This is a genomic window from Shewanella bicestrii (genome assembly GCF_002216875.1).
GTDB lineage: Bacteria > Pseudomonadota > Gammaproteobacteria > Enterobacterales > Shewanellaceae > Shewanella > Shewanella seohaensis.
The window spans coordinates 2,311,115-2,332,913 of the sequence record NZ_CP022358.1 but is presented as its reverse complement, the minus strand read 5'-3'; the positions used below and the strand labels follow the sequence as shown (position 1 = coordinate 2,332,913).

Below are 21,799 nucleotides of genomic sequence, written 5' to 3'. Positions count from 1 at the left end.
TTATGGCTTCTCAAGATATTATCCGCATCTCAGGCACCACGGATATCACCCCTGCGTCCCACGCGCGCATTGGTGCGGTCCAACAGGTGACTAAGCTGTTTGATGCGACTAAATGTACCGGCTGTAAAGCGTGTCAGGTTGCCTGCTCCGAATGGAATGACCTTCGTGAAGATGTCGGCACTTTCCAAGGCAGTTACCAGAACCCGATGACACTGTCTCCGGAGAGCTGGAACATAATGCAGTATCACGAAGTGATGGATAACAATAAGTTGCGTTGGCAATTTACCCACACTGCCTGTATGCACTGCGCCGATCCTGCCTGTTTAAAAGCCTGCTCTACCAGCGGCGCGATAGTGCAACATGCCAATGGCACAGTGGATTTTGATTCGAACAAGTGTATTGGCTGTGGTTATTGCGCCAGTGCTTGTCCTTTCAATGTGCCTAAGATCAGTGCCAAAGATAACAAAGCCTATAAGTGCACCCTGTGCTCCGATAGGCTCGCCGTTGGCCTTGAGCCTTCGTGCGTTAAAACCTGCACCGTGGGAGCGCTGCGTTTTGGCACCCGTGAAGACATGTTGTTCTACGCCGAAAAACGCGTCGAGCAGTTAAAGGAACGCGGTTTTACCAAGGCGGGACTCTATAACCCCGAAGGGGTTGGCGGAACTCATATGATGATGATCCTCCACGACATCACGCAACCCGAAAGCTATGGTATGCCCAAGGATCCGCAAATCCCCGCCGCCACCGAGTGGCGTCAAGATTGGCTTAAACCGTTGGGCACCGCAGGCTTGCTCGCAACAGCGGCATTCGCCCTGATGCACCGCATTGCAGTAGGGCGCAACATCGTCGAGGAAGATCAGCCTGGTTACATTGATGCCGGTGTCAAAGAGGAGGAAAAGCTATGAATCATAAAGAAATGATTGTCCGTCATAAGCTCGTTGATCGCCTGTGCCACTGGACCATAGTCTTTGTTGGCCTAGTGACATTTCTAACGGGATTCTCGTTTTTTTATCCCTCGTTCCAGTGGCTCAGTGGCATTGTTGGCACACCACAACTGGCAAAAGTGATGCATCCATTCTTCGGGATCGCCATGTGTCTGCTGCTGGCAGTGATGTTGAGCCGCTACTACCAGCACAATAAGTGGAATAAATACGATTTGCCCTGGATGAAAGCCGTGGTGTGGGTGTTACTGCAGAAAGAAGAGAACATTCCGCCCGTGGGCCATTACAACCCAGGTCAGAAAATGTTATTCCGCGCCTTTGTGGTTTTTGTGCTGGCGTTTCTCATCAGCGGCATCATGATGTGGCAGCCTTATTTTGCGCCCATGTTCTCGGCAGAAGCCGTCAATTGGGCCACCTTAGTCCACTCGGCCTGCGGCGTGTTAATGCTGCTCTCCCTCGTCGTGCATGTGTGGATGGCCTGCTGGATTGAAGGCTCTATCACAGGGATGCTCTACGGCAAAGTCTCTAAGGCTTGGGCCCGTAAGCACCATCCAGCTATGTTAGAAGAACACGAGGAAAAATAGCAATGAAGATGGCCAGCGATATCCCGTTAAGTTTTGCTGATAAATCCCCCTTAGCATTAAAACCGCTAAAAGCGGCAGATCCTGAGAAAATTTACCAACATAGAGCACGTCGTTTAGCCCAATTAGCGCAGGATTCTCCGCTGGCGGATTATCTCAAGCTCTGCCAAATCCTTGTGTCGACGCAGCAAAAACTGGCTGCAACGGAAATGGGCCCAGCGCCAAAGATTGACCCTGAGGTCCAATTTCCGCTGTCAGTGAGTCAAACTGCTAAGGCCCAAGCTTGGTTACAGCCATTGCAAGCACTGCTGACGGAGTTGGTATCTCAAGTACCTGCGCATTTAGTGCCAGTGATACAAGAGCTACAACAGCAGTCACCAGCTCAATTGCTAGAGTGGGGCAATCAACTAAGGCAAGGGCAGTTTAGTGCCGTTCCCGCACAGTTCAGCTTATTTATCTGGGCGGGTTTGTCACTGTATTGGTCCCATTGGGCGCCCATGGTGATTGCACGTATGGATGACAATCGGGTTAAGCAATCCAGCTTATGCCCTGTGTGCGGCAGTCATCCGGTAGCCAGCATGATTGTCGATAAACCCCGCGAAGGGCTGCGTTATCTGCATTGCAGTCTGTGCGAAACTGAGTGGCATTATGTGCGTGCCCATTGTACTTGCTGCGAACAATCTCGGGAGATGTCCATTTGGTCCTTTGACGATCATAAAGCCAACGTGCGAATTGAGAGCTGTGAGACGTGTAAGGGATACACTAAGATGTTGTTTACCAACCGTTTGCCATTGTTAGATGCGGCTGCGGATGATATCGCAACGCTGGGATTGGATGCCGAGCTCAATGCAAAGGGCTATGGTGCGACAACGGTAAATCCGCTGTTACTTGCACATGAGGCCTAATCAATAAAAAAGGATTGAATAAACAAGGCTATGGATGGCCTTTGCTAAACATGTTCCATTCGGTCACCACTTAGGTTGTGACCGAATGGTCATTGACTGGATATCAAACTCACTCACAGATAAAAGTCAGAGTGGGGCGGTTATCAGGCTTTTTGGCATACGCTATATCAATTCGAATGCCCCTTCGCATTATCTCTAACACAGCACGGCCCCTTCATTTTATATCCACATTATCAAGACGTTAATGGTTATAAAAGACCATGTGGAATGCCTAGATGAAACAATATTGGATTTTGCGGAGCTGAGTTTAAACTGCTTGATTTATAATTACTTAGCTAAATATAGTGGTTTTATTGTGTTAAGATTACACTCGGCATTACAAAGTTTTTCTCCACAAAGCGAACCAAGCAGCTTCAATCATTCCATAAGAATACTTAAGTCACTCAAACCCGTTTTAGAGACCCAGCGGCAAACAACAATGCCGTTATTCGCCTTAAAATCGAATCTAACTTGGACTGCGAGCGTGGAATCGAAATTATCATTCGAGCAAACAGAGTTCTTTATGTGGGTAGGTTTAACAGCATTGAACCGTAATGCTCTGGGAATTGAGATAATTTAGGCGTATTGCACAACAGGCATTTTACTTAAAGACAATTCCACTGATGGTAGATTGCGGTATCTGAGTATTGTGAACTATAGACTCGATTAAACAATGCGATTTAGCGAGGTAAATCAACACACTCATTAATAGCGCATGAAGCGAGTCCATCCAAACATATCGCTAAATCATCAATCCTTGTTAATCACAATCCTTTAGTCACATTCGTGCGCTACGTGAAATCTGCACAACTTGCAGGGCAATCCTAGCCAAATATTCACGTAGAAACGCCTTAGAAAAAGCTATTAAACACATCCTTAGGCTGGTGATTAAAAACCAACGGTGAGTGTTAAAACGAGGGCATTCTTAACCCTTGATGTGAGTGACTTATGAGAGGGATCAATGAAACTCTGTCATTTGCATAGGGAATGGTAATCAACCATATTCACTCATACTAGATTTAACATAATATACATTGTGCGCAGTTTTGTATGAGAGGGTTTTGGGATGCCAACGCGGTACTAGTCAATCCCTCGTAAATGGTCTAATGGCTTATTGAAGGCGCTTTCATGTCTTTCTATTTGTGTGGTATGCAAATATTTTGATGTGGTGTCGATACTCTCATGGCCCGCATCGGCTTGTACGTGTGACAATGGCCGACGATTGATGTTGATATCATGGGTGATCCCCGTGTGTCGGATATTATGTGCGGTGAGTTTTCGCATTTGCTCAGCATCCTGATTAAAGCCATCGGTTTGAGCATTATCCGCGGCAAGATTGATAATAGTTTGGATGTCTTCGCGGATTTGCCGGATCCCGAGATTGGCATTGACAAGACCCGCGTCGCGGCCACGACCGGCGGCGCGATGGCGAACAAACAAAGGATGATGTTCGCCTTGCCTTGGAAAATCTGACAGCCCCAAAAATTGCCTGTATTTAACCAAACCATCGAGTAACGCCTTAGAAATCGCCACGCTGCGTTTTTTCCCACCTTTACTGAGTGGAATGTGAAAACTCCAAATTCCAGTCTGTGGATTTTGCCTGAATTGCCCCATAACGGGTGAATAGCCAACCCGAGCCGAAACATCTGAAATACGCAAATAACAGGAATAAATCAATGAAATCAAAAACAAACTACGTTGGTGTAATTCGGGTGTCGTTTCTGTCAGCTGAGTCACTGTACTCATCACATAGGACCACTGTAATTCTGTGAAAGCCAAGCTGTTTTCATCTTCATCAGTTTGTCTTTGATACTGCTTGTTTTGCGCAAAACGACTGTGATTCAACCAAATTTGCGCGGGATTACGCTCGCAAAACTCCTCACTCATTAAATAGCTATAAAACGAGGATAAAATAGCAATCTTGGTCTTTAAGGCGTTATCGCTCAACACATAAGGCTGTACTTGCCCAAGGGTTTTCTTGCCGACAAATGGCCGCCAAAGGCTGTTGGGCACTCGCTCATCCCGCAATTTATCGAGTTTAAACTGTGGCACGTTAAAGTAACCGATTAGCGTTAATGGTGGCGCCAAGCAATAATCTACATAGCGACTCATATCCTTACGTAGCACCTGTGTAGGCGACATTTTCGCGACATCAAAACACCAATGCAGGAACGTTGTTACTTCACTCCGATAGGCTTTATAGTTATTTTCACTGTGTTTTTGCTCGAATAACCAATCAGTTGCGTGTTCCATTACTAAACCCGCATCAGGTACATCTGCAAGACTGACTTGTGTGATGTATTGATTCACCACACTGTTGCCGTCTTGTATGAATTGAATTGAATCAAATAATGGTAATACTGGAGGAAGCTGCATATTAACTTTAAAATTTAATGGTTTATTGCATGATAATACTTAAATGCAAATGCCGATAACGTTATTTATCGGCATTAACCAAAAACTCAATTTGTGGACAGCTCGTTTGCGTACATTGCTGGCAACCGATGCGTTTTTGGCAGCAAATCAGACAAAGCTGCCAGACTTTACGTTTTGATTGACTATCGAGACAAGAAAAGTCCGCCGCACATAACGTACCTTCGCGAATAAGCTGCGCGAGTTTTTCCTCTGATATGGATAGATTGATACGTTCAGCCATATAAATCCCCTGCGATTAACCCTGTGTCGATAATACTAAAATGAGAATAGTTATCAACAAGCTTAATGCAATAATGCTAACTCCCCCACTATCTTAATTATTTTCAACTGATCTGATTGGCTTCTACTACACTCTAACTGTGTGCTGCTCCTTTACGTGTTGAGGTACCGGATGGTGATTGATCTTACAAACAAAAAGCCGTTGTTCTCCACTAAGAAAACCACTGAAACATCTACCTCTGGGGCCCCCTGGAAGATCCTTGTTGTCGATGATGAGCCCGATGTCCATACCGTGACTAAACTCGCCCTTTCCCGTTTTCGCCTCGATGGCCGTGCCCTCACCTTTATTAATGCCTACAGTGGCGAACAGGCAAAGGAGCTGCTCGCCCATGAACAAGATATTGCCGTTGCTTTTATCGATGTGGTGATGGAAAGCGACCATGCGGGACTCGAGCTGGTTAAATGGATCCGCGAAGTGCAAGTGAACAAAAATATTCGACTCATTCTCCGTACTGGCCAGCCCGGACAAGCCCCCGAAGAGGATGTCATAGTCAATTACGATATCAATGATTACAAAGCCAAATCTGAACTCGATTCCCGCAAACTCATGACCAGCGTCTACTCAGCCCTTCGCTCCTATCGCGACATTATGGAAATCGAGCAAGCAAGACGAGCGCAAGTGAATCATCGTAAGGGCTTAGAGCGGGTGCTTGAAGCCACCTCGGGTCTCTTTGAACTCAGAACCTTACATCGATTTGCCGATGGCCTACTCACTCAAGTTGCGACTCTGCTTAATCTTGATACCGAAACCTTGCTGCTGACCTGCAATGCGATGGATGCGATTAGTGGCCATGTGGATACGGCTGAAATCGAAATCCTCGCCGGTACAGGGCAATTTGCCAATAGTCCTTCACATAAAGAACTCCCTGAGCATATTGCCACGCTGTTGCGTAGCGCCTTAATGCAAAAGCGCTGCTTATACGAAGACAATTGTTTTATCGGTTATTTCCCGACAAAGAGCGGCCTTATTAACCTGCTCTATATGGATGGCATTGATAAAATTGATGATTTGGATAAAAAACTGGTCGATATCTTTGCGATAAACGTCGGAGTTGCGTTTGAGAATCTCCTCTTGAATCAAGAGGTGGAAGATACTCAATCAGAACTGATCCTACGTTTGGGCGATGTGGTCGAGAGCCGTTCTAAAGAAGCCGCCAATCATGTTAAGCGCATGGCGGAATATTGTGCCCAACTGGCGTTACTGGCGGGGTTAACCGAGACCGAAGCCGACTTATTGCGCCGCGCCTCTCCAATGCACGATATAGGTAAAATCGCCATCCCCGAGGCGGTATTACTCAAACCAGGCAAATTAGATGACCAAGAATGGTCTGTAATGCGTCAGCACCCCAGCATTGGATACCAAATCCTCGCCAATTCCGAACGGCCAATTTTAAAAGCGGCGGCGATTATCGCCCTACAACACCATGAAAAATATGACGGCTCTGGCTATCCAAGCAATTTAAAACAAGATCAAATTCACATTTTTGCCCGCATCGTTGCTATCGCAGATGTGTTTGACGCCCTATCACACGCAAGATGCTACAAAGCTGCCTGGCCATTAGAGGATGTAATCGTCGAAATGCGTAAAGGTGCGGGTAAACATTTTGACCCAGATTTGCTCGAACTCTTTATCAATAACATCGATATCTTTGTTCGAGTCAAAGATAACTGGAAGGATCATGACGAGTCATTAAAATAACCTTAAAAATCAGCACAAACTGAATGGTAAATAGCTGTATCTGCTATTTCTTCAGCAAAAATTCACGAAATAAGGTTTTATTTGGCTCAATCGTTCCAATCAACTCGGATTATCGGCCAGAAAGTCAAAAACGACGGCTTGTTGAACACCATTTCGGTTAAAACTGATAAATCCTCGCCAGACCATGTATCCACTACTGCAAGCGCCGTAAATCATCTGCCCTTCATAGGTGGTTTTATTCACTTCACGAAGATTAACAGGTATAACCCCCATAAACATGTCTCTGCCTTCTAAACGGATCTGAAGGTTTTCGATAGTATCGGATGTTAATAGCTTCAATGTTAATGGTTTTTCGCTCGGCGCATGGGCGGGGGTGAGACTAATACGCAGCTCAATATCGCCAATGCGTTTAATACAATCTCCCTGCGTAAAGACGCAAAGTGTTGGGTCTGCAGGCGTAGTTTTTATCTGTTGCGTGGTCTTTTCATTGCAAGCTGTGAGATTCATCATAACTAGCATGAGTGTGAGTGGCAGAAGTTTGCGTGTAAGCACAAAAATTAACCTTGTGATGCAAGATGTTAACATTCTATGGCGTAGGTTGATCTAGATCAACTTTCCAGACCCCATCTTTGGTATCTTTTTTGACATGGCTCAAGTATCATTGCGAAACCTCATATTTGAGCACAAATGTGTAGGTTAACGCATTGACATGGCTTCACAACCCTAATAGGGAAGCGAGCTTTGTGTCATATATAACAGGTAAAGCTTGTCTTTACTAAAAGTAAAAGTAATAAGCAGTGGAAGCATTATGATGAACCATTCCCAGCCAACAGGCGCTGATTACAATTACACCATTGTCCGCCAATTTGCCTTAACCACAGTTTTGTGGGGTATTGTTGGTATGTCAGTCGGTGTATTAATTGCGGCTCAGTTAATCTGGCCACATCTGAACTTTGATACTCCTTGGTTTACGTATAGTCGCTTGCGACCATTACATACCAATGCGGTTATCTTCGCGTTCGGAACATCAGCCCTCTTTGCAACATCCTATTATGTCGTACAACGCACCTGTCAAACCCGACTATTTGCACCTAAATTAGCTGCATTTACGTTTTGGGGATGGCAAGCCATCATTCTGTCAGCAGCCATTACGCTGCCAATGGGTTACACCAGTGGTAAAGAGTATGCTGAATTAGAATGGCCAATCGATATCGCTATCGCTATCGTCTGGGTATCTTATGCAATAGTGTTCTTCGGCACTATTATCAAACGAACAACATCGCATATCTACGTAGCGAACTGGTTCTTTGGTGCATTTATCATTACGGTTGCCGTGCTTCACATCGTGAACTCTATGGCCGTTCCTGTTAGCTTGTTCAAGTCATACTCTATGTACAGTGGCGCGGTCGATGCCATGGTGCAATGGTGGTATGGTCACAACGCGGTAGGCTTCCTGTTAACCGCAGGTTTCTTAGGGATGATGTACTACTTTGTGCCTAAGCAAGCCGGTCGTCCTGTTTACTCATATCGTCTGTCTATCGTGCACTTCTGGGCACTGATCGCACTGTACATTTGGGCGGGTCCTCACCACTTACACTACACTGCCCTGCCAGACTGGACTCAGTCTCTAGGTATGGTGATGTCACTGATCCTGTTCGCACCATCTTGGGGTGGTATGATCAACGGTATCATGACCTTATCTGGCGCATGGCACAAACTGCGTACTGACCCAGTACTGCGTTTCTTAGTGGTTTCTCTGTCTTTCTACGGTATGTCGACCTTCGAAGGTCCGATGATGGCCATCAAGACAGTTAACGCTTTATCTCACTACACAGACTGGACTGTCGGTCACGTTCACTCAGGCGCGCTAGGCTGGGTTGCAATGGTGTCTATCGGTTCTCTGTATCACTTGATCCCAGTACTGTTCGGCCATGGCCGTATGTACAGCATCAAGTTAGTTAACGTGCATTTCTGGTTAGCGACTATCGGTACTGTACTTTACATCGTGTCTATGTGGATTTCGGGTGTAATGCAAGGTCTGATGTGGCGTGCAGTTAACGCTGACGGTACTTTGACTTATAGCTTTGTTGAAAGTCTGGAAGCTTCTTATCCTTTCTACTTCGTACGTTTCCTCGGCGGTTGTTTCTTCTTAACCGGTATGCTGATCATGGCATACAACGTGATCCGTACTGTGAAAGCCTCTAAAGATTCATTGCCAGCACTGGCTGAAGCAAAAGCGGCTTAAGGAGCAAACTCGATGAAATTTAATCATGAGATAGTTGAAAAAAACATCGGTTTGTTAGCGATCTTCACTGTTATCGCTATCAGCTTCGGTAGCTTGGTAGAAATCACGCCGTTGATTTTCCAAAAAGATACCACTGAGCCTGTTGAAGGTTTGAAACCCTACACTGCCCTGCAACTGGAAGGCCGTGACATCTATGTGCGTGAAGGTTGCTACAACTGCCACAGCCAGATGATCCGTCCTTTACGTGCAGAGACTGAACGTTACGGTCACTACTCTGTTGCCGGTGAGTCTGTTTGGGATCACCCATTCCAATGGGGTTCTAAGCGTACTGGTCCAGACTTGGCCCGTGTTGGCGGTCGCTACAGCGATAAATGGCATGAAGTTCACTTAATCGATCCTCGTGCTGTGGTCCCTCAATCGAATATGCCAGCCTTCCCATGGCTTGCCGAAAACAAGTTAGACGGCAAGTTAACCGGCGACAAGATGACTATTCTGCGTAACATGCACAAAGGCGGTTACAAAGGTAATGATCTTTACACCGATGAAGAAATCGCAGGCGCTCAGAAAGCTGTTGAAGGTAAGACAGAGCTGGAAGCCTTGATTGCATATCTTCAGTCTTTGGGTCACGCACTCAAATAAGGAGGCAATATATGGATTACGGCACATTACAAGGTATTTTAACCATCATTGTGATGCTGACCTTCGTCGGTATATTTGCTTGGGCATATAGCTCGCGTCGTCAAAAATCCTTTGATGAAGCAGCCAATCTTGTGTTTTCCGATGAGGAAATCAGCAAGGAATCGAAGGACTCAGGAGAGAATAAGTGATGAGTAGCTTCTGGAGTATTTGGATTAGCGTACTCTCGTTAATTGTGATCGCAGGATGTTTTCTGTTGCTGCGTGTGTGTTCAAAGAACACCACGGATGTCAAAGAAGGCGAATCTATGGGTCACAGTTTCGATGGTATCGAAGAACTCAATAACCCACTGCCAAAATGGTGGAGTTATATGTTCTATATCACTATCGTGTTTGGCCTGGTTTACTTAGCCCTATTCCCAGGTTTAGGTAACTATAAAGGTCTACTTAACTGGACCAGCTCTAACCAAAGCATTGGTACAGAGAAAGGTATTAAAGCCGATTCTGCAGCAGCGGTTGAGCTGGCAGCAAAAGAAGGCATGTACGTTCAGTATGACCAAGAAGTTAAACACGCTAACGAAAAATATGGCCCAATCTTCGCGGCTTACTTGGCTACACCACTCGAAGAGTTAGTGAAAAACCAAGAAGCGTTGAAAGTGGGCGGCCGTTTGTTCCTACAAAACTGCGCGCAGTGCCATGGCTCTGACGCACGTGGTAGCAAAGGCTTCCCTAACCTGACCGACAGTGATTGGTTATACGGTGGCGATTTAGCGACCATCAAGACCACTATCATGAACGGTCGTCATGGCATGATGCCACCAAAAGGTGGTTTGCCAATCGACGATAGCGAGATTGCAGGTCTGGCCGAGTACGTAGTTAAGTTATCTGGCCGTGAGCACGACGAGAAACTCGCCGCTCAAGGTCAAGGTTCATTCATGAAGGGTTGTTTTGCGTGTCACGGTATGGACGCAAAAGGCAACAAACTCATGGGCGCACCTAACTTAACTGACGATGTTTGGTTATATGGCGGTAGCCGCGGCATGATCGAAGAAACGATCAAACACGGCCGTGCAGGTGTGATGCCAGCATGGAAAGACGTTCTCGGTGAAGAGAAAGTCCACGTGATCGCAGCTTATGTTTATAGCTTGTCAAACAAGTAATTAGATGTGAGTAACGCTAAGGCCTCGATAACGTCGAGGCCTTTTTTTTAAAGTGCTAAAGCCACCTTTTAACGGTAAAATGGCGCAAATTTTTATTATGGGTATTTAACATGAGCGAACAACAACCCTGGTATAAGCAGTTTTGGCCTTGGTTTTTAATTATTCTTCCTTTGTGTGCCGTCGTCGCAAGTTTTACCACGCTAAAAATTGCCCTCTCTAACTCTGACTCTCTGGTCGCCGAGGATTATTACAAAGAAGGCAAAGCCATCAACATGGACTTGAGTAAAGTCAAATATGCCAAGCAACTTGGCATGCAATGGCAACTCGAACAAAATCACCACGAAGTACTCTTCACCCAACACGGTGGACCTGCCTATCAAGCCGCGTTAAAAGTCGAATTTTATCACCCAACGATTGCCGAAAAAGACATCAAGATGACGGTAACGGCCGATGCTAACCATGTGTATCGCATTACTCTGCCCGATGTATTAACAGGTGCTTGGGAAGTCCGCCTCGAAGGTTTTGACGGTAAATGGCGTATTCATCAACGTGTCGAACTCAAAGACAACGTCCAATTGTGGCTGAACTAATTGTGGTTGAATGAATATTGCTATGACACATCCAAGTTGTTTTCACTGTAATGAGCCCGTGCTCACTGGGACTCAGTTTGTCACCCGCATTAATGACCGCGATGAACTCATGTGTTGCCCAGGCTGCCAAGCGGTATCCCAAGCCATTGTGGATGCAGGCTTATTAAACTATTACAAGTTTCGAACCGAACCTGGCAGTAAACAGACGGCACTGGTACCTGATGAATTAAATCAGTTTAGTGCCTACGATTTGCCCGAAGTACAGCAGGACTTTGTCCACTCGGAGGAAAAGAGTGACTCTGTGTCACTGTCCATCGACGGCATTACCTGCGCGGCCTGCGCTTGGTTAATCGAACATAAAGTGAAACAACTGCCTGGCGTCAGCCAAGTGATGGTCAACTCCACCACCCAAAGGGCGATGATCAGCTGGGATAACCAGCAAATTAAACTCAGTGATATTCTTGGACAAATTAGCCGTATAGGTTATCAAGCCGCGCCCTATCAAGTGGATGAGCAAGAACTGACCGCCAAGCAAAATAGCCGCAAATTTTTACTGCGCTTAGGCTTGGCGGGTTTTGCTACCATGCAAGTGATGATGTTCGCCCTCGCCCTCTATACCGGTTACTTTACCGATTTGGATGTGCAATATCGGGATTATTTCCGTTGGGTGAGCATGATTTTTGCCACACCCGTGGTGCTGTACTCGGCGCAGCCCTTCTATTTCAGCGCCATTCGCACCCTGCTCAGTGGCAAACTCAATATGGATGTGTCGGTCTCTATCGCTATTGGCGGCGCCTATATCGCCAGTTGCTTTGCGACGGTTAACGGCACGGGCGAAGTCTATTTTGAATCCGTTTCCATGTTTACCTTCTTCCTGCTGCTGGGGCGTTATTTCGAGCAGAAGGCAAGACAAAAAGCTTCCGTCAGCTCCAGTAATCTCCACAAATTAGTGCCGTTAACGGCGCATTTAGTCACGGCCCAGGGGCAAGAAGAGATCCCCGCGAAAAAATTACGCCTCGGGGACATTATTCTTATTAAACCCGGCGAAATGGTCGCCGCCGACGGAATCGTCGTTGACGGCCACACTAGCATCAATGAAGCCATGCTCACCGGTGAGCAAATGCCGATTGAAAAGCCCGTCGATAGCCAAGTATTTGCTGGCACCATTAACCTAGACCAACCCATTAAGGTTAAAGTGACCGCCCTTGGGCAAGACCAATTGGTTGCCGAAATTATTCGCCTGCAGGAATTAGCCTCAAATACTAAACCTGCTGTCGCTATGTTGGCTGATAAATTGTCGCGTTATTTCTCCGGCACTATCTTATCGATTGCGACAATCACCTATCTGGTGTGGCTGCAAATCTCCCCCGAAGATGCCTTTTGGGTCACCTTGTCGGTATTAGTGGCAACTTGCCCTTGCGCGCTTGCGCTAGCCACCCCCACCGCCGTCACCTGCGCGACCGCGATTTTTACTCGCCTTGGGATTATTACCCGCAAAGCTGGCGTCTTTGAAAAACTGCCACAAATCAAACATGTGGTATTTGATAAAACTGGCACCCTCACCTGCGGCACCCTATCGATTGCCAAGGTTGAATGCCATAGCGATATCGAGGAAGAACAGGTACTGGCAATCGCAGCAGCGCTAGAATCAGGCTCACGCCACCCTATCGCTGCGGCCTTTGCCAGCTTTGCCCAAGTCGATGTTGTGGCCGAGCAAGTTCACCATGAAGTGGGTTTTGGGGTGAAAGGCTTGATTAATGGCACTGAGTACCGCATTGGTAATTCAAACTTCACGGGGGCCGCCGCCGAGCCCAAACTTGCAAACCAGCTGATTTGGCTCGCCCACAGTCAGAATGGCCAGCTTGAAGTCATTGCCACTATTGAGATCCAAGATAATATCCGTGTCGATAGCAAAGAAACCGTCGATATTTTGAAGCAACAAGGTTGCAAGGTCAGTATTGCCAGTGGCGATAGCTCAGGGCATGTGCATCAATTGGCGAAAGAACTCGGGATTAGCGATGTCCACAGTGGACTGACTCCAGCCGATAAACTGGCCCTGGTGACCAAACTACAGCAATCGACACCGGTTGCGATGTTCGGCGATGGCATCAACGATGCGCCAGTACTGGCGGGCGCCGATTTATCTGTGGCGATGGGGAGCGGCAGCGCGATTGCTAAAAACAGCGCCGACCTCATTCTGCTTGGCGATCACCTCTCTCGCTTCACCCAAGCGGTCAAGGTTGCTAAACTGACCACACAAATTATTCGTCAAAACCTCGCTTGGGCCTTAGGCTATAACGCGCTGATTTTACCGCTAGCGGTAACTGGGCATGTTGCGCCTTATATTGCCGCCCTTGGCATGTCGGCAAGCTCTTTGATTGTTGTGGGTAACAGTTTGAGATTATTACGAATTAAATTATAACAATGAAATAGGCTTAGGTTATGAGCATCATTTATGTACTAATCCCTATCGCGATGATCTTTGTGTTGATCGCCGTAGCCGTGTTCTTTTGGGCGGTAAAATCCGAACAATTCGATGACTTAGACCGTCAAAGCGTGTCGATTCTCTTCGATGAGGATGCAGACAAACCGACTCAAGGCAATCCATCGTCACAGGCACAAGATAAAGGCATGCCTCAGTGATTGGCTCTGTGATTGAGTATAACGTCACAGGGGCATTTCTGGTGGGATTAATGGGCGCAGCCCACTGCTTTGGCATGTGTGGCGGCCTCGTTGGCGCCTTTTCCTCCCAACTGCCGAATCCTAAACAGGGCAATCACTTAGCCCATCAACTCACCTACTTATTAAGCTATAACCTCGGCCGGATTTTAAGTTATACCCTCGCAGGCGCCTTAGTCGGCGGTTCATCGGCCATGCTTGGGCACTTATTTGAACTCGACAGTTACCTGTTGATCCTAAGGATCATTGCTGGCGTGATGATGATTGCAACTGGGCTTTACATTGCAAAAATCTGGGTGGGTATAGTGCAGATTGAGCGCCTTGGCCAAGTGTTATGGCGCTACCTGAAACCCTTAGCCCAGCGCCTCGTTCCCATCACTACGCCCATGCAGGCCATCACCGCCGGACTGATTTGGGGCTGGCTACCCTGCGGCTTGGTATATAGTACCTTAACCTGGTCGGTGGCGGCAGGCTCTGCCAGCCAAGGCGCCTTGATTATGTTCGCCTTTGGATTAGGGACACTCCCAGCGCTCCTGAGTGCCGGCGTTGCGGCCAAACGTTTAGCCAATTGGGTACAGCAAAAAACCGTTAGATTATTGAGTGGCTTACTTTTAATTGCCTTTGGCGCACAAACTTTATATATCGCCCTGTCGCAGCTAAACTAGCCCAAGCGAGTGAATTGGTTTAACATGGCTGCAGTGGATTAACTTGAGAACCGACATGACAATAGAGCAGAATAAAAACCGTCGTCCCGCCGCGAGTGGGTGCGCAATTCATTGTCACGATTGCAGTATGGGTACCCTTTGTATTCCGTTTACCCTCAATGCCAACGAGCTTGATCAGCTCGACGATATCATTGAGCGTAAAAAGCCAATTCAAAAAGGTGAGCAGATTTTTAAATCAGGCGATCCATTAAAGTCCCTGTTCGCCATCCGCTCTGGTACAGTCAAAAGTTATACGATTACCGAACAGGGCGATGAACAGATCACCGGTTTCCATTTAGCGGGCGATGTGATTGGTTTTGACGGTATTCACGCTCAATCCCACCAGAGTTTTGCCCAAGCCTTAGAAACCTCCATGGTATGTGAAATCCCCTTCAATATTCTCGATGAGCTTTCAGGCAGCATGCCCAAGTTGCGCCAACAAATCATGCGCTTAATGAGCAATGAAATCATGAGCGATCAAGAAATGATTTTATTGCTGAGCAAGAAAAACGCCGAGGAACGCCTCGCCGCGTTTATCAGCAATCTTGCTAACCGCTTTGGCAACCGTGGTTTTTCTCCGAAAGAATTCCGTTTAACCATGACCCGTGGTGATATTGGTAACTACCTTGGCTTAACCGTAGAAACCATCAGCCGCTTGTTAGGCCGTTTCCAAAAGTCAGGTTTGATTGAAGTGAAAGGCAAGTACATCACTATCCTTGACCACCACGAACTGAATCTCTTGGCAGGTAATGCTAGGATCGCCAGATAAGTCACACCTTCCTGCGTTTGTGCTTTAATATTCGTAATAAATGCGCTAGGCACTGGTTTTGAAAAGAGTTTTGATCTAGAACAATACAGATAATTGCCAAAGGCTCATGATGAACATGAGCCTATGACTAAAGGAACATGTTATGAAGGATTATCAAAAAATACTGGTAGTAGTCGACCCTACGACAGAGCATCAAGTTGCACTCGCCCGAGCGGTGACCTTGGCCAGTAAAAGTAACGCCCATGTGACTGTGTTTCTCTCTATTTTTGACTTCTCCTACGAAATGACATCGATTCTATCGAGCCAAGAGCGCGAAGCCATGCGCCAAGGTGTGATTGATCAGCGTCTGGCGTGGATCCAAGATCTACTGACCGCCTATAACCACCTGCAACTCGATATTGATACTCAAGTTATTTGGCACAATCGCCCATTTGAAAGCATCATCAACCATGCGATTGCAGGGCAATATGATTTGATCGTCAAAGGCACCCACGCCCACGACAAGTTAAAGGCCGTTATTTTTACTCCAACCGATTGGCATTTAATGCGTAAAGCGCCTGTGCCTGTGTTGATGGTTAAAGATCATGATTGGCCAGAAGCGGGTAAAATCCTCTGCGCCGTCAACGTGGCAACCGAAGACACCGATCATCAGATGCTAAACGGCAAGATTATCGAACATGCCAAGGATTTAGCCGCAAAATTTGCCGCCGAAGTGCACTTAGTCAATGGTTATCCCGGCACACCGGTGAATCTTGCCATTGAACTGCCTGATTTCGATGCACAAACCTATAACGACACCATTCGCATGCAGCATGAGCAACGAGTGCAATACCTTGCCAATGCCTATGGTATCGATACCCTGCACTGCCATGTGAAAGAAGGCTTACCAGAGGATGTGATCCCTGAGCTTGCCGAGCAACTCGATGCCGAGCTGGTCATTTTAGGTACCGTCGGTCGGACTGGATTCTCGGCGGCGCTTATCGGCAATACCGCAGAGCATGTGATTGATAGCATTAACTGTGATTTATTAGCCATCAAACCCGATGGTTATAAATCGCCGCTTGAAGAGGCATAACGCACGCCGCTCTTTACCCCGCCGTCGATAGCTGGAATAATACGCGCCCTGAAACTGAGTTACTGGGCGCTTTTTTTATGTTGGAAGCTATGTCTGAAGTTACGGCGAGTCAAATGCCTGAAGAATTATCAAAAAAACAAATTACCCGTCTGAATAAATTACAGAAGCGTCTGCGCCGTGAAGTGGGTAGTGCCATCGCCGATTACAACATGATTGAAGATGGCGACCGAGTCATGTGCTGCTTAAGTGGCGGTAAAGACAGTTACGCCATGCTGGATATTCTGCTTAATCTACAGCAGCGCGCGCCCGTACAGTTCGAAATTATTGCCGTTAACTTAGATCAAAAGCAGCCGGGTTTCCCTGAACACGTACTGCCAGCCTATTTAGACAGCCTAAATATTCCCTATCACATTCTCGAGAAAGACACTTACTCGATTGTGAAAGAAAAGATCCCTGAAGGCAAAACCACTTGCTCGCTGTGCTCTCGCCTGCGTCGCGGTACTCTCTATGGCTTTGCCCAGCGCATTGGCGCAACCAAAATCGCACTAGGCCACCACAGAGACGATATTATTGAGACCATGTTCCTCAACATGTTCTACGGCGGCAAGATGAAAGCAATGCCACCTAAGTTGCTCTCGGATGACGGCGCAAACGTGGTTATTCGTCCACTCGCTTATTGCCGCGAAAAGGATTTAGAAGAATATGCGGAATTGAAAAAATTCCCCATCATTCCCTGTAACCTCTGTGGCTCGCAGGAAAACCTCAAGCGTCAAGCAGTGAAAGACATGCTCAATCAGTGGGATAGACTCTACCCAGGCCGTATTGAAACTATTTTCACCGCCATGCAAAACACTGCCCCTTCACAGGGTGTTGACCGTGAGCAGTTTGACTTTGTGTCCTTAAAACGCGATCCCAACGCGCCGATGAAGGGTGATGTGGCCGAAGCCGATTTACCCGCATTTGACTTTTTGGATATCGCCAACAGCGGCCATATCGATTTAGATGCGGCAAAACGTATCAATATCGTCAACGTTTACGAAGCCTAAACACGATACGCATAAAAAAGCCCACGAGAGTGGGCTTTTTTATAGCTTAAATCTATCCTTACTTAACCCAAGGGCTCAACACGGTCGGCGCCTGGCTAAATTCCAACGACGTCAAACTGTTAAGCTGCTCAACACTCAACTTAAAGCTGCTGTTCACCTGTTGCTCACGCCCATCGAGCGTCACAGTAACGGCTTGGTCTTGGGCAAATTCAAAGTTTAATCCCGCGATTGGCTCCTTAAAATAGCGCATCGGGAAGCCCTGCATGGCTCCGAGTAAAGCATCCATTTCGCTGACGATTTGCGCTAGTCTCGTCTTGTCGTATGTGGATAAAGTCTGCTTAGCTCTGACTTGCATCGCAATACCACAGCCCTCAGCCTTGCCTTCAAACTCTAGATTCACTAATGCGCGTTGATCTTTCAGCGCGTCATCAAAGGGAATAAACAACCGCTGCGCCGCAGTATAAGTGAGTGGCGTTGAATTTAATTCACTCGAAATGCTTCCACTCTGGATCTGACAATTAGGCAGCATTGGTACACTAAAGGCGATTTCGACTAACTGATAATTCCCCTTATTGACTTGCTTTAATCTGTCATAAAAGCCTTTATATTCGAGGGAAATCGTTTCTGCCTGCAGGCTTGTCGCACACAAGCAAAGCCCCACTAACCACCATTTTTTATACATCCGCCTTCACCAAATATTTTTCATTATGACGTAACATATCGAGTAACTCGTCGATATAAGCTTCTTGCCTTTCAGAATAATTCACTAGTCCATAGATCAGTTGGTCGGCACTTAGCTCTGCTTCCTGAGAGCGTAAATCGGCCCGTATTGAGCGAAACAGCGTGTATGCCGTATTCGAGTTCAAATTGCGCATATAGGAAGACACTGAAGCGTCCACCGAGGGAAACACTTTCACTTCATGGGTTTTGCCCGAACCTCGAGAGGATGGCACTATGCCGCAACCATTGCTAAAACACCATTCGCCGAAAAAGTTAAAGCCTTCACGGGCAAAACGCGAACTGCCCCACCCCGATTCATTGGCCGCCTGAATAAGCACCATAGATTCGGGAATAATATCGACCCGTTTCAGTAAACTGTTCAGGGATTTTGCATCCACATTACGGGCAGCATATTGATATTTATCAAATAACTGATTGAGCTGTGCTAACTGTTTATCCGACAAAGTGCTGTCGTTCTCCACTAAGGCCAACATGTCGGTGATAAAGTCACGCTCGGTGGCAATAATGGCGTTTTGTTGTTGAATGATCGGCCTAAGAAAATCAAAAAAGGCACGCTTTTTTTCCGCCACATCATTGATGGCAGAAAAGTCAGGCACTTGAGTAACGGGATCAACGGAGTTTTCCAGTTGGTTAACGATAGATTCAGGCTCATCAATAGTAGGAATGAGCCAGACTCTCAGCGAAAAAATCGCTAAGATCACTAGGGCTAACGCGAGTGTAAACGAACCAATTCTACCTGTTTTCAATAAGTCACCTTTGATATTGAGTCACGAGTGGCAAAATAAGCGCCAGATTATATGTCATATCTTGAAATTCACGAAATCTGACGACAAAACCGCCCATGCCAAGCGCAGTCAAAGCGTATCTGTGCTGAAAATGCGATCCCACGCTTAACTCATACACATTGGCACAATTTGAGCGTGAATATTTAGTGCATGCTTTTGACTGAGCTTTTATACTAAGGTTCCGTTAACGCAGGTATTGGCAACCGAGCCCAAACGAGGCTTCGCAACACCGCTTAACAACAGGACAGGATTTTTTGGGTATTCAGGAAGGAACCCTCATGCAGCATCAAATCTTAAATCAATACAGACACGTGGTCGCCATTGGCGGTGGTCACGGCTTGGGTCGTGTACTCTCATCGCTGGATTTTCTGGGGCGATCTGCGTAATTGTCTGTCTCAACTAGCCCATCGCCCTTCGGTGAGCTCGCAATTATTTGAGTACCGCTTTCAGGGCGAAACCGAACTAAGCGGCCACAATCTGGGGAATTTGATGTTGCTTGCCCTCGACAAGCTTTGCGTTAGGCCCCTCGAGGCCGTCAATCTTATTCGTCATATGCTTAAGATTGAAACCAATATCATCCCTATGTCAGAGCAACCAACCCATTTAGTGGCTTTGCAGGCCTCTGGCTGTAAGGTCTTTGGTGAGGTTAATGTCGATAAGATGAATGAGGCGCCCATTGCCTTATGTCTTGAACCACAGGTCGATGCGACTGCCGAAGCCTGTGAAGCCATCAGCCGTGCGGATCTGATTATCCTAGGCCCAGGGAGCTTCCTGACCAGTATTATGCCACCGCTGTTACTGCCCTGCTTTGCTAAAGCCTTAGCGATGACCACTGCGCCCGTGGTTTATATCGATAATCTGAATGAAGAAACTTCACCAGCCGGCCAGTTTAGTATTGAGCAGCGGATAGCTTGGTGCCATCAAGTGATTGGCAAGCCTGTGATCACTAAGGTGCTACGTCACTCAGAACAAGTGCGCCTTGGCACTTTAATGAATTACTTCCCGTTAAGAAATCGCCATAATCCACAATTACACGATCAGGCAGGGCTGCGTGATGCGCTCAGCGCTGTGTTGAGAATTAAGTCGGATTTACCGCTAGAAACCTTGGCGTCATAACGACAGACTAATCGCATCCTTTAGCATCCAACAGATTCAAAATGCTAAAGGACAACTCAAAATACCAAAAGGACAGCCTAAGCTGTCCTTTTTAGTGAGCCCTCTTCTTATTTCAGAGGACTAAATTAAAGAGCTAAGTTAAAGAACTTGGGCAATCGCTTTACAAATCAAAGGCATATTGGTTTTGGTCATACCGGCAACACTAATACGGCCTGAGCCGACGATATAAATACCAAACTCGTCTTTCAAGCGTGCAACCTGCGCTTTGTTTAAGCCAGAGAAGCTAAACATACCGTTTTGGCGGGAAATAAAGCTAAAGTCCTGGGTCACGCCTTCATCCTTTAAGCTTTGGACGAACAGGGTACGCATCTCGGCGATACGCTCACGCATTTCGGTCAACTCTTGTACCCAAAGTGCTTTTAATGCCGCATCGCTTAAAATGGTGCTAACGATTAACGCACCGTGTGCTGGTGGGTTTGAGTAATTAGCGCGGATAGTACGTTTCACTTGGCTAAAGGCACGCACCGCTTCATCGCCATTTTGTGCAACCACAGTCACAGCACCGATACGCTCGTTATAAAGACCAAAGTTTTTAGAGAAAGAGTTAGCCACTAACAACTCAGGTACTTTTGCTGCCACTAAACGTAGGCCTGCGGCATCTTCTTCAATCCCAGCACCAAAACCTTGGTAAGCAAAGTCAAACAATGGCACTAACTGTTTGTCTGCACACAGGTTAGCAACCAATTCCCATTGGGCTAAGGTCAAATCAATACCCGTTGGGTTATGGCAGCAGCCATGTAGTAGAACAATGTCACCCGCCTGTGCATTGGCGAGATCTGTCATCATGCCATCGAAATCGATATCGTGGGCACTGGCATTGTAGTAACCGTATTCTTTAACCGTTAAACCTGCAGTTTCAAAAATATTCTGATGGTTCGCCCAAGTTGGGTTACTTACCCACACAGTGCGCGATGGCGTGTTGCGCAGTAGAAACTCGGCGGCAATACGCAGTGCACCAGTACCACCTGGCGCCTGAGCGGTCGCGGCACGGCCTGACGTCACAAGCGTACTGCCCTCGCCAAATAATAGCTCTTGTACCACGCGGTTATAGGTTTGAACCCCTTCAATACCTAAATAGTTCTTGGTCTTCTCTTGCTCAAGCAATAGGGCTTCTGCTTTCTTCACTGACTGTAATACTGGAGTCTGCCCTGCTTCATCCTTATAAATGCCAACACCGAGGTTCACTTTATCTTGGCGTGGATCGGCCTTGAAGGTATCGGTTAAACCAAGGATGGGATCAGCGGGTGCGAGTACTACCTGAGAGAAAATCATGACTACTTATCCTAAATGTTCACGTGTAGGGGAAATTCGGCT

Annotated in this window: 21 protein-coding genes and 1 pseudogene; 16 read left to right on the top strand and 6 right to left on the bottom strand. The window is 46.9% G+C overall.

What is annotated here, in order from left to right:
• Positions 1–2 precede the first annotated feature (2 nt).
• From fdxH to fdhE, 3 genes are read left to right on the top strand one after another with little or no spacing between them, the layout of a single operon-like run.
• On the top strand, positions 3–905 hold the full coding sequence (gene fdxH / locus CF168_RS10255) for a formate dehydrogenase subunit beta (RefSeq protein ID WP_089067772.1): 903 nt from the start codon (positions 3–5) through the stop codon (positions 903–905).
• Entirely contained in the window at positions 902–1,525 is a 624-nt protein-coding gene (locus tag CF168_RS10250) for a formate dehydrogenase subunit gamma (RefSeq protein WP_089067771.1), read from the top strand. The genes fdxH and CF168_RS10250 overlap by 4 nt, the downstream gene beginning before the upstream one ends.
• A 2-nt stretch (positions 1,526–1,527) precedes the next feature.
• The gene (fdhE, locus tag CF168_RS10245) at positions 1,528–2,427 is read left to right on the top strand and encodes a formate dehydrogenase accessory protein FdhE (RefSeq protein WP_089067770.1); all 900 of its coding nucleotides are present in this window, start codon (positions 1,528–1,530) and stop codon (positions 2,425–2,427) included.
• Between the two features lie 1,119 nt (positions 2,428–3,546).
• Here fdhE and CF168_RS10240 read toward each other — a convergent pair.
• Complete coding sequence (locus tag CF168_RS10240; protein WP_089067769.1) at positions 3,547–4,842, bottom strand: tyrosine-type recombinase/integrase; 1,296 nt, start codon at positions 4,840–4,842, stop codon at positions 3,547–3,549.
• Between the two features lie 61 nt (positions 4,843–4,903).
• A complete protein-coding gene (locus CF168_RS10235) occupies positions 4,904–5,122 on the bottom strand; it encodes a hypothetical protein (protein WP_089067768.1) in 219 nt (72 codons plus the stop codon).
• A gap of 171 nt (positions 5,123–5,293) precedes the next feature.
• On the opposite strand from CF168_RS10235, the gene CF168_RS10230 reads away from it, so the two are divergent.
• Positions 5,294–6,880 (top strand): DUF3369 domain-containing protein, encoded by a 1,587-nt coding sequence (locus tag CF168_RS10230; RefSeq protein ID WP_089067767.1) that lies wholly within the window; start codon positions 5,294–5,296, stop codon positions 6,878–6,880.
• A 99-nt stretch (positions 6,881–6,979) separates the two neighbouring features.
• On the opposite strand, the gene CF168_RS10225 is transcribed toward CF168_RS10230, so the two are convergent.
• Positions 6,980–7,465 carry a hypothetical protein gene (locus tag CF168_RS10225; RefSeq protein ID WP_089067766.1) on the bottom strand — a complete coding sequence of 162 codons (486 nt, stop codon included), beginning with the start codon at positions 7,463–7,465 and terminating at the stop codon, positions 6,980–6,982.
• Positions 7,466–7,688: 223 nt separating this feature from the next.
• On the opposite strand from CF168_RS10225, the gene ccoN reads away from it, so the two are divergent.
• The 11 genes from ccoN to ttcA all read left to right on the top strand — a co-directional run bounded on the left by ccoN (position 7,689) and on the right by ttcA (position 17,783).
• A complete protein-coding gene (ccoN, locus tag CF168_RS10220) occupies positions 7,689–9,125 on the top strand; it encodes a cytochrome-c oxidase, cbb3-type subunit I (protein ID WP_089067765.1) in 1,437 nt (478 codons plus the stop codon).
• A 12-nt stretch (positions 9,126–9,137) separates the two neighbouring features.
• Entirely contained in the window at positions 9,138–9,764 is a 627-nt protein-coding gene (gene ccoO / locus CF168_RS10215; RefSeq protein ID WP_037430478.1) for a cytochrome-c oxidase, cbb3-type subunit II, read from the top strand.
• Between the two features lie 11 nt (positions 9,765–9,775).
• Positions 9,776–9,952: a CcoQ/FixQ family Cbb3-type cytochrome c oxidase assembly chaperone gene (locus CF168_RS10210; protein WP_011072349.1), complete on the top strand. Its 177-nt coding sequence runs from the start codon at positions 9,776–9,778 to the stop codon at positions 9,950–9,952.
• On the top strand, positions 9,952–10,920 hold the full coding sequence (gene ccoP, locus CF168_RS10205) for a cytochrome-c oxidase, cbb3-type subunit III (protein WP_011622773.1): 969 nt from the start codon (positions 9,952–9,954) through the stop codon (positions 10,918–10,920). The genes CF168_RS10210 and ccoP overlap by 1 nt, the downstream gene beginning before the upstream one ends.
• A 110-nt stretch (positions 10,921–11,030) precedes the next feature.
• Positions 11,031–11,510: a FixH family protein gene (locus CF168_RS10200; protein WP_011622774.1), complete on the top strand. Its 480-nt coding sequence runs from the start codon at positions 11,031–11,033 to the stop codon at positions 11,508–11,510.
• Between the two features lie 22 nt (positions 11,511–11,532).
• Positions 11,533–13,932, top strand: a complete 2,400-nt coding sequence (locus CF168_RS10195) for a heavy metal translocating P-type ATPase (RefSeq protein ID WP_089067764.1) — start codon at positions 11,533–11,535, stop codon at positions 13,930–13,932.
• A gap of 20 nt (positions 13,933–13,952) precedes the next feature.
• Entirely contained in the window at positions 13,953–14,153 is a 201-nt protein-coding gene (gene ccoS / locus CF168_RS10190; protein ID WP_089067763.1) for a cbb3-type cytochrome oxidase assembly protein CcoS, read from the top strand.
• 8 nt (positions 14,154–14,161) lie between these two features.
• Positions 14,162–14,854 (top strand): sulfite exporter TauE/SafE family protein, encoded by a 693-nt coding sequence (locus tag CF168_RS10185; RefSeq protein ID WP_011622777.1) that lies wholly within the window; start codon positions 14,162–14,164, stop codon positions 14,852–14,854.
• A gap of 55 nt (positions 14,855–14,909) precedes the next feature.
• Positions 14,910–15,662 carry an electron transport transcriptional regulator EtrA gene (etrA, locus tag CF168_RS10180; protein ID WP_011622778.1) on the top strand — a complete coding sequence of 251 codons (753 nt, stop codon included), beginning with the start codon at positions 14,910–14,912 and terminating at the stop codon, positions 15,660–15,662.
• Positions 15,663–15,804: 142 nt separating this feature from the next.
• On the top strand, positions 15,805–16,737 hold the full coding sequence (uspE, locus tag CF168_RS10175) for a universal stress protein UspE (RefSeq protein ID WP_011622779.1): 933 nt from the start codon (positions 15,805–15,807) through the stop codon (positions 16,735–16,737).
• Between the two features lie 77 nt (positions 16,738–16,814).
• Entirely contained in the window at positions 16,815–17,783 is a 969-nt protein-coding gene (gene ttcA, locus CF168_RS10170) for a tRNA 2-thiocytidine(32) synthetase TtcA (RefSeq protein ID WP_011622780.1), read from the top strand.
• 58 nt (positions 17,784–17,841) lie between these two features.
• On the opposite strand, the gene CF168_RS10165 is transcribed toward ttcA, so the two are convergent.
• Together CF168_RS10165 and CF168_RS10160 are read right to left on the bottom strand one after the other, a co-directional pair.
• A complete protein-coding gene (locus CF168_RS10165) occupies positions 17,842–18,465 on the bottom strand; it encodes a DUF2987 domain-containing protein (protein ID WP_089067762.1) in 624 nt (207 codons plus the stop codon).
• A complete protein-coding gene (locus tag CF168_RS10160) occupies positions 18,458–19,270 on the bottom strand; it encodes a glucosaminidase domain-containing protein (RefSeq protein WP_089067761.1) in 813 nt (270 codons plus the stop codon). Before CF168_RS10160 ends, CF168_RS10165 begins: the two co-directional genes overlap by 8 nt.
• Positions 19,271–19,587: 317 nt before the next feature.
• Between CF168_RS10160 and yvcK the strand changes: the two are divergent.
• Positions 19,588–20,425 (top strand): annotated as a pseudogene (gene yvcK, locus CF168_RS10155) (uridine diphosphate-N-acetylglucosamine-binding protein YvcK).
• Positions 20,426–20,563: 138 nt separating this feature from the next.
• Here the strand turns inward: yvcK and CF168_RS10150 are convergent.
• Positions 20,564–21,757, bottom strand: coding sequence for an amino acid aminotransferase (locus CF168_RS10150; RefSeq protein ID WP_089067760.1), 1,194 nt, complete (start codon positions 21,755–21,757; stop codon positions 20,564–20,566).
• Between the last annotated feature and the right edge of the window lie 42 nt (positions 21,758–21,799).

Excerpts from the sequence above, each read along its gene's own strand:
- fdxH (WP_089067772.1), top strand. The coding sequence starts at position 3 with ATGGCTTCTCAAGATATTATCCGCATCTCAGGCACCACGGATATCACC.
- CF168_RS10250 (WP_089067771.1), top strand. The coding sequence starts at position 902 with ATGAATCATAAAGAAATGATTGTCCGTCATAAGCTCGTTGATCGCCTG.
- fdhE (WP_089067770.1), top strand. The coding sequence starts at position 1,528 with ATGAAGATGGCCAGCGATATCCCGTTAAGTTTTGCTGATAAATCCCCC.
- CF168_RS10240 (WP_089067769.1), bottom strand. The coding sequence starts at position 4,842 with ATGCAGCTTCCTCCAGTATTACCATTATTTGATTCAATTCAATTCATA.
- CF168_RS10235 (WP_089067768.1), bottom strand. The coding sequence starts at position 5,122 with ATGGCTGAACGTATCAATCTATCCATATCAGAGGAAAAACTCGCGCAG.
- CF168_RS10230 (WP_089067767.1), top strand. The coding sequence starts at position 5,294 with ATGGTGATTGATCTTACAAACAAAAAGCCGTTGTTCTCCACTAAGAAA.
- CF168_RS10225 (WP_089067766.1), bottom strand. The coding sequence starts at position 7,465 with ATGTTAACATCTTGCATCACAAGGTTAATTTTTGTGCTTACACGCAAA.
- ccoN (WP_089067765.1), top strand. The coding sequence starts at position 7,689 with ATGATGAACCATTCCCAGCCAACAGGCGCTGATTACAATTACACCATT.
- ccoO (WP_037430478.1), top strand. The coding sequence starts at position 9,138 with ATGAAATTTAATCATGAGATAGTTGAAAAAAACATCGGTTTGTTAGCG.
- CF168_RS10210 (WP_011072349.1), top strand. The coding sequence starts at position 9,776 with ATGGATTACGGCACATTACAAGGTATTTTAACCATCATTGTGATGCTG.
- ccoP (WP_011622773.1), top strand. The coding sequence starts at position 9,952 with ATGAGTAGCTTCTGGAGTATTTGGATTAGCGTACTCTCGTTAATTGTG.
- CF168_RS10200 (WP_011622774.1), top strand. The coding sequence starts at position 11,031 with ATGAGCGAACAACAACCCTGGTATAAGCAGTTTTGGCCTTGGTTTTTA.
- CF168_RS10195 (WP_089067764.1), top strand. The coding sequence starts at position 11,533 with ATGACACATCCAAGTTGTTTTCACTGTAATGAGCCCGTGCTCACTGGG.
- ccoS (WP_089067763.1), top strand. The coding sequence starts at position 13,953 with ATGAGCATCATTTATGTACTAATCCCTATCGCGATGATCTTTGTGTTG.
- etrA (WP_011622778.1), top strand. The coding sequence starts at position 14,910 with ATGACAATAGAGCAGAATAAAAACCGTCGTCCCGCCGCGAGTGGGTGC.
- uspE (WP_011622779.1), top strand. The coding sequence starts at position 15,805 with ATGAAGGATTATCAAAAAATACTGGTAGTAGTCGACCCTACGACAGAG.
- ttcA (WP_011622780.1), top strand. The coding sequence starts at position 16,815 with ATGTTGGAAGCTATGTCTGAAGTTACGGCGAGTCAAATGCCTGAAGAA.
- CF168_RS10165 (WP_089067762.1), bottom strand. The coding sequence starts at position 18,465 with ATGTATAAAAAATGGTGGTTAGTGGGGCTTTGCTTGTGTGCGACAAGC.
- CF168_RS10150 (WP_089067760.1), bottom strand. The coding sequence starts at position 21,757 with ATGATTTTCTCTCAGGTAGTACTCGCACCCGCTGATCCCATCCTTGGT.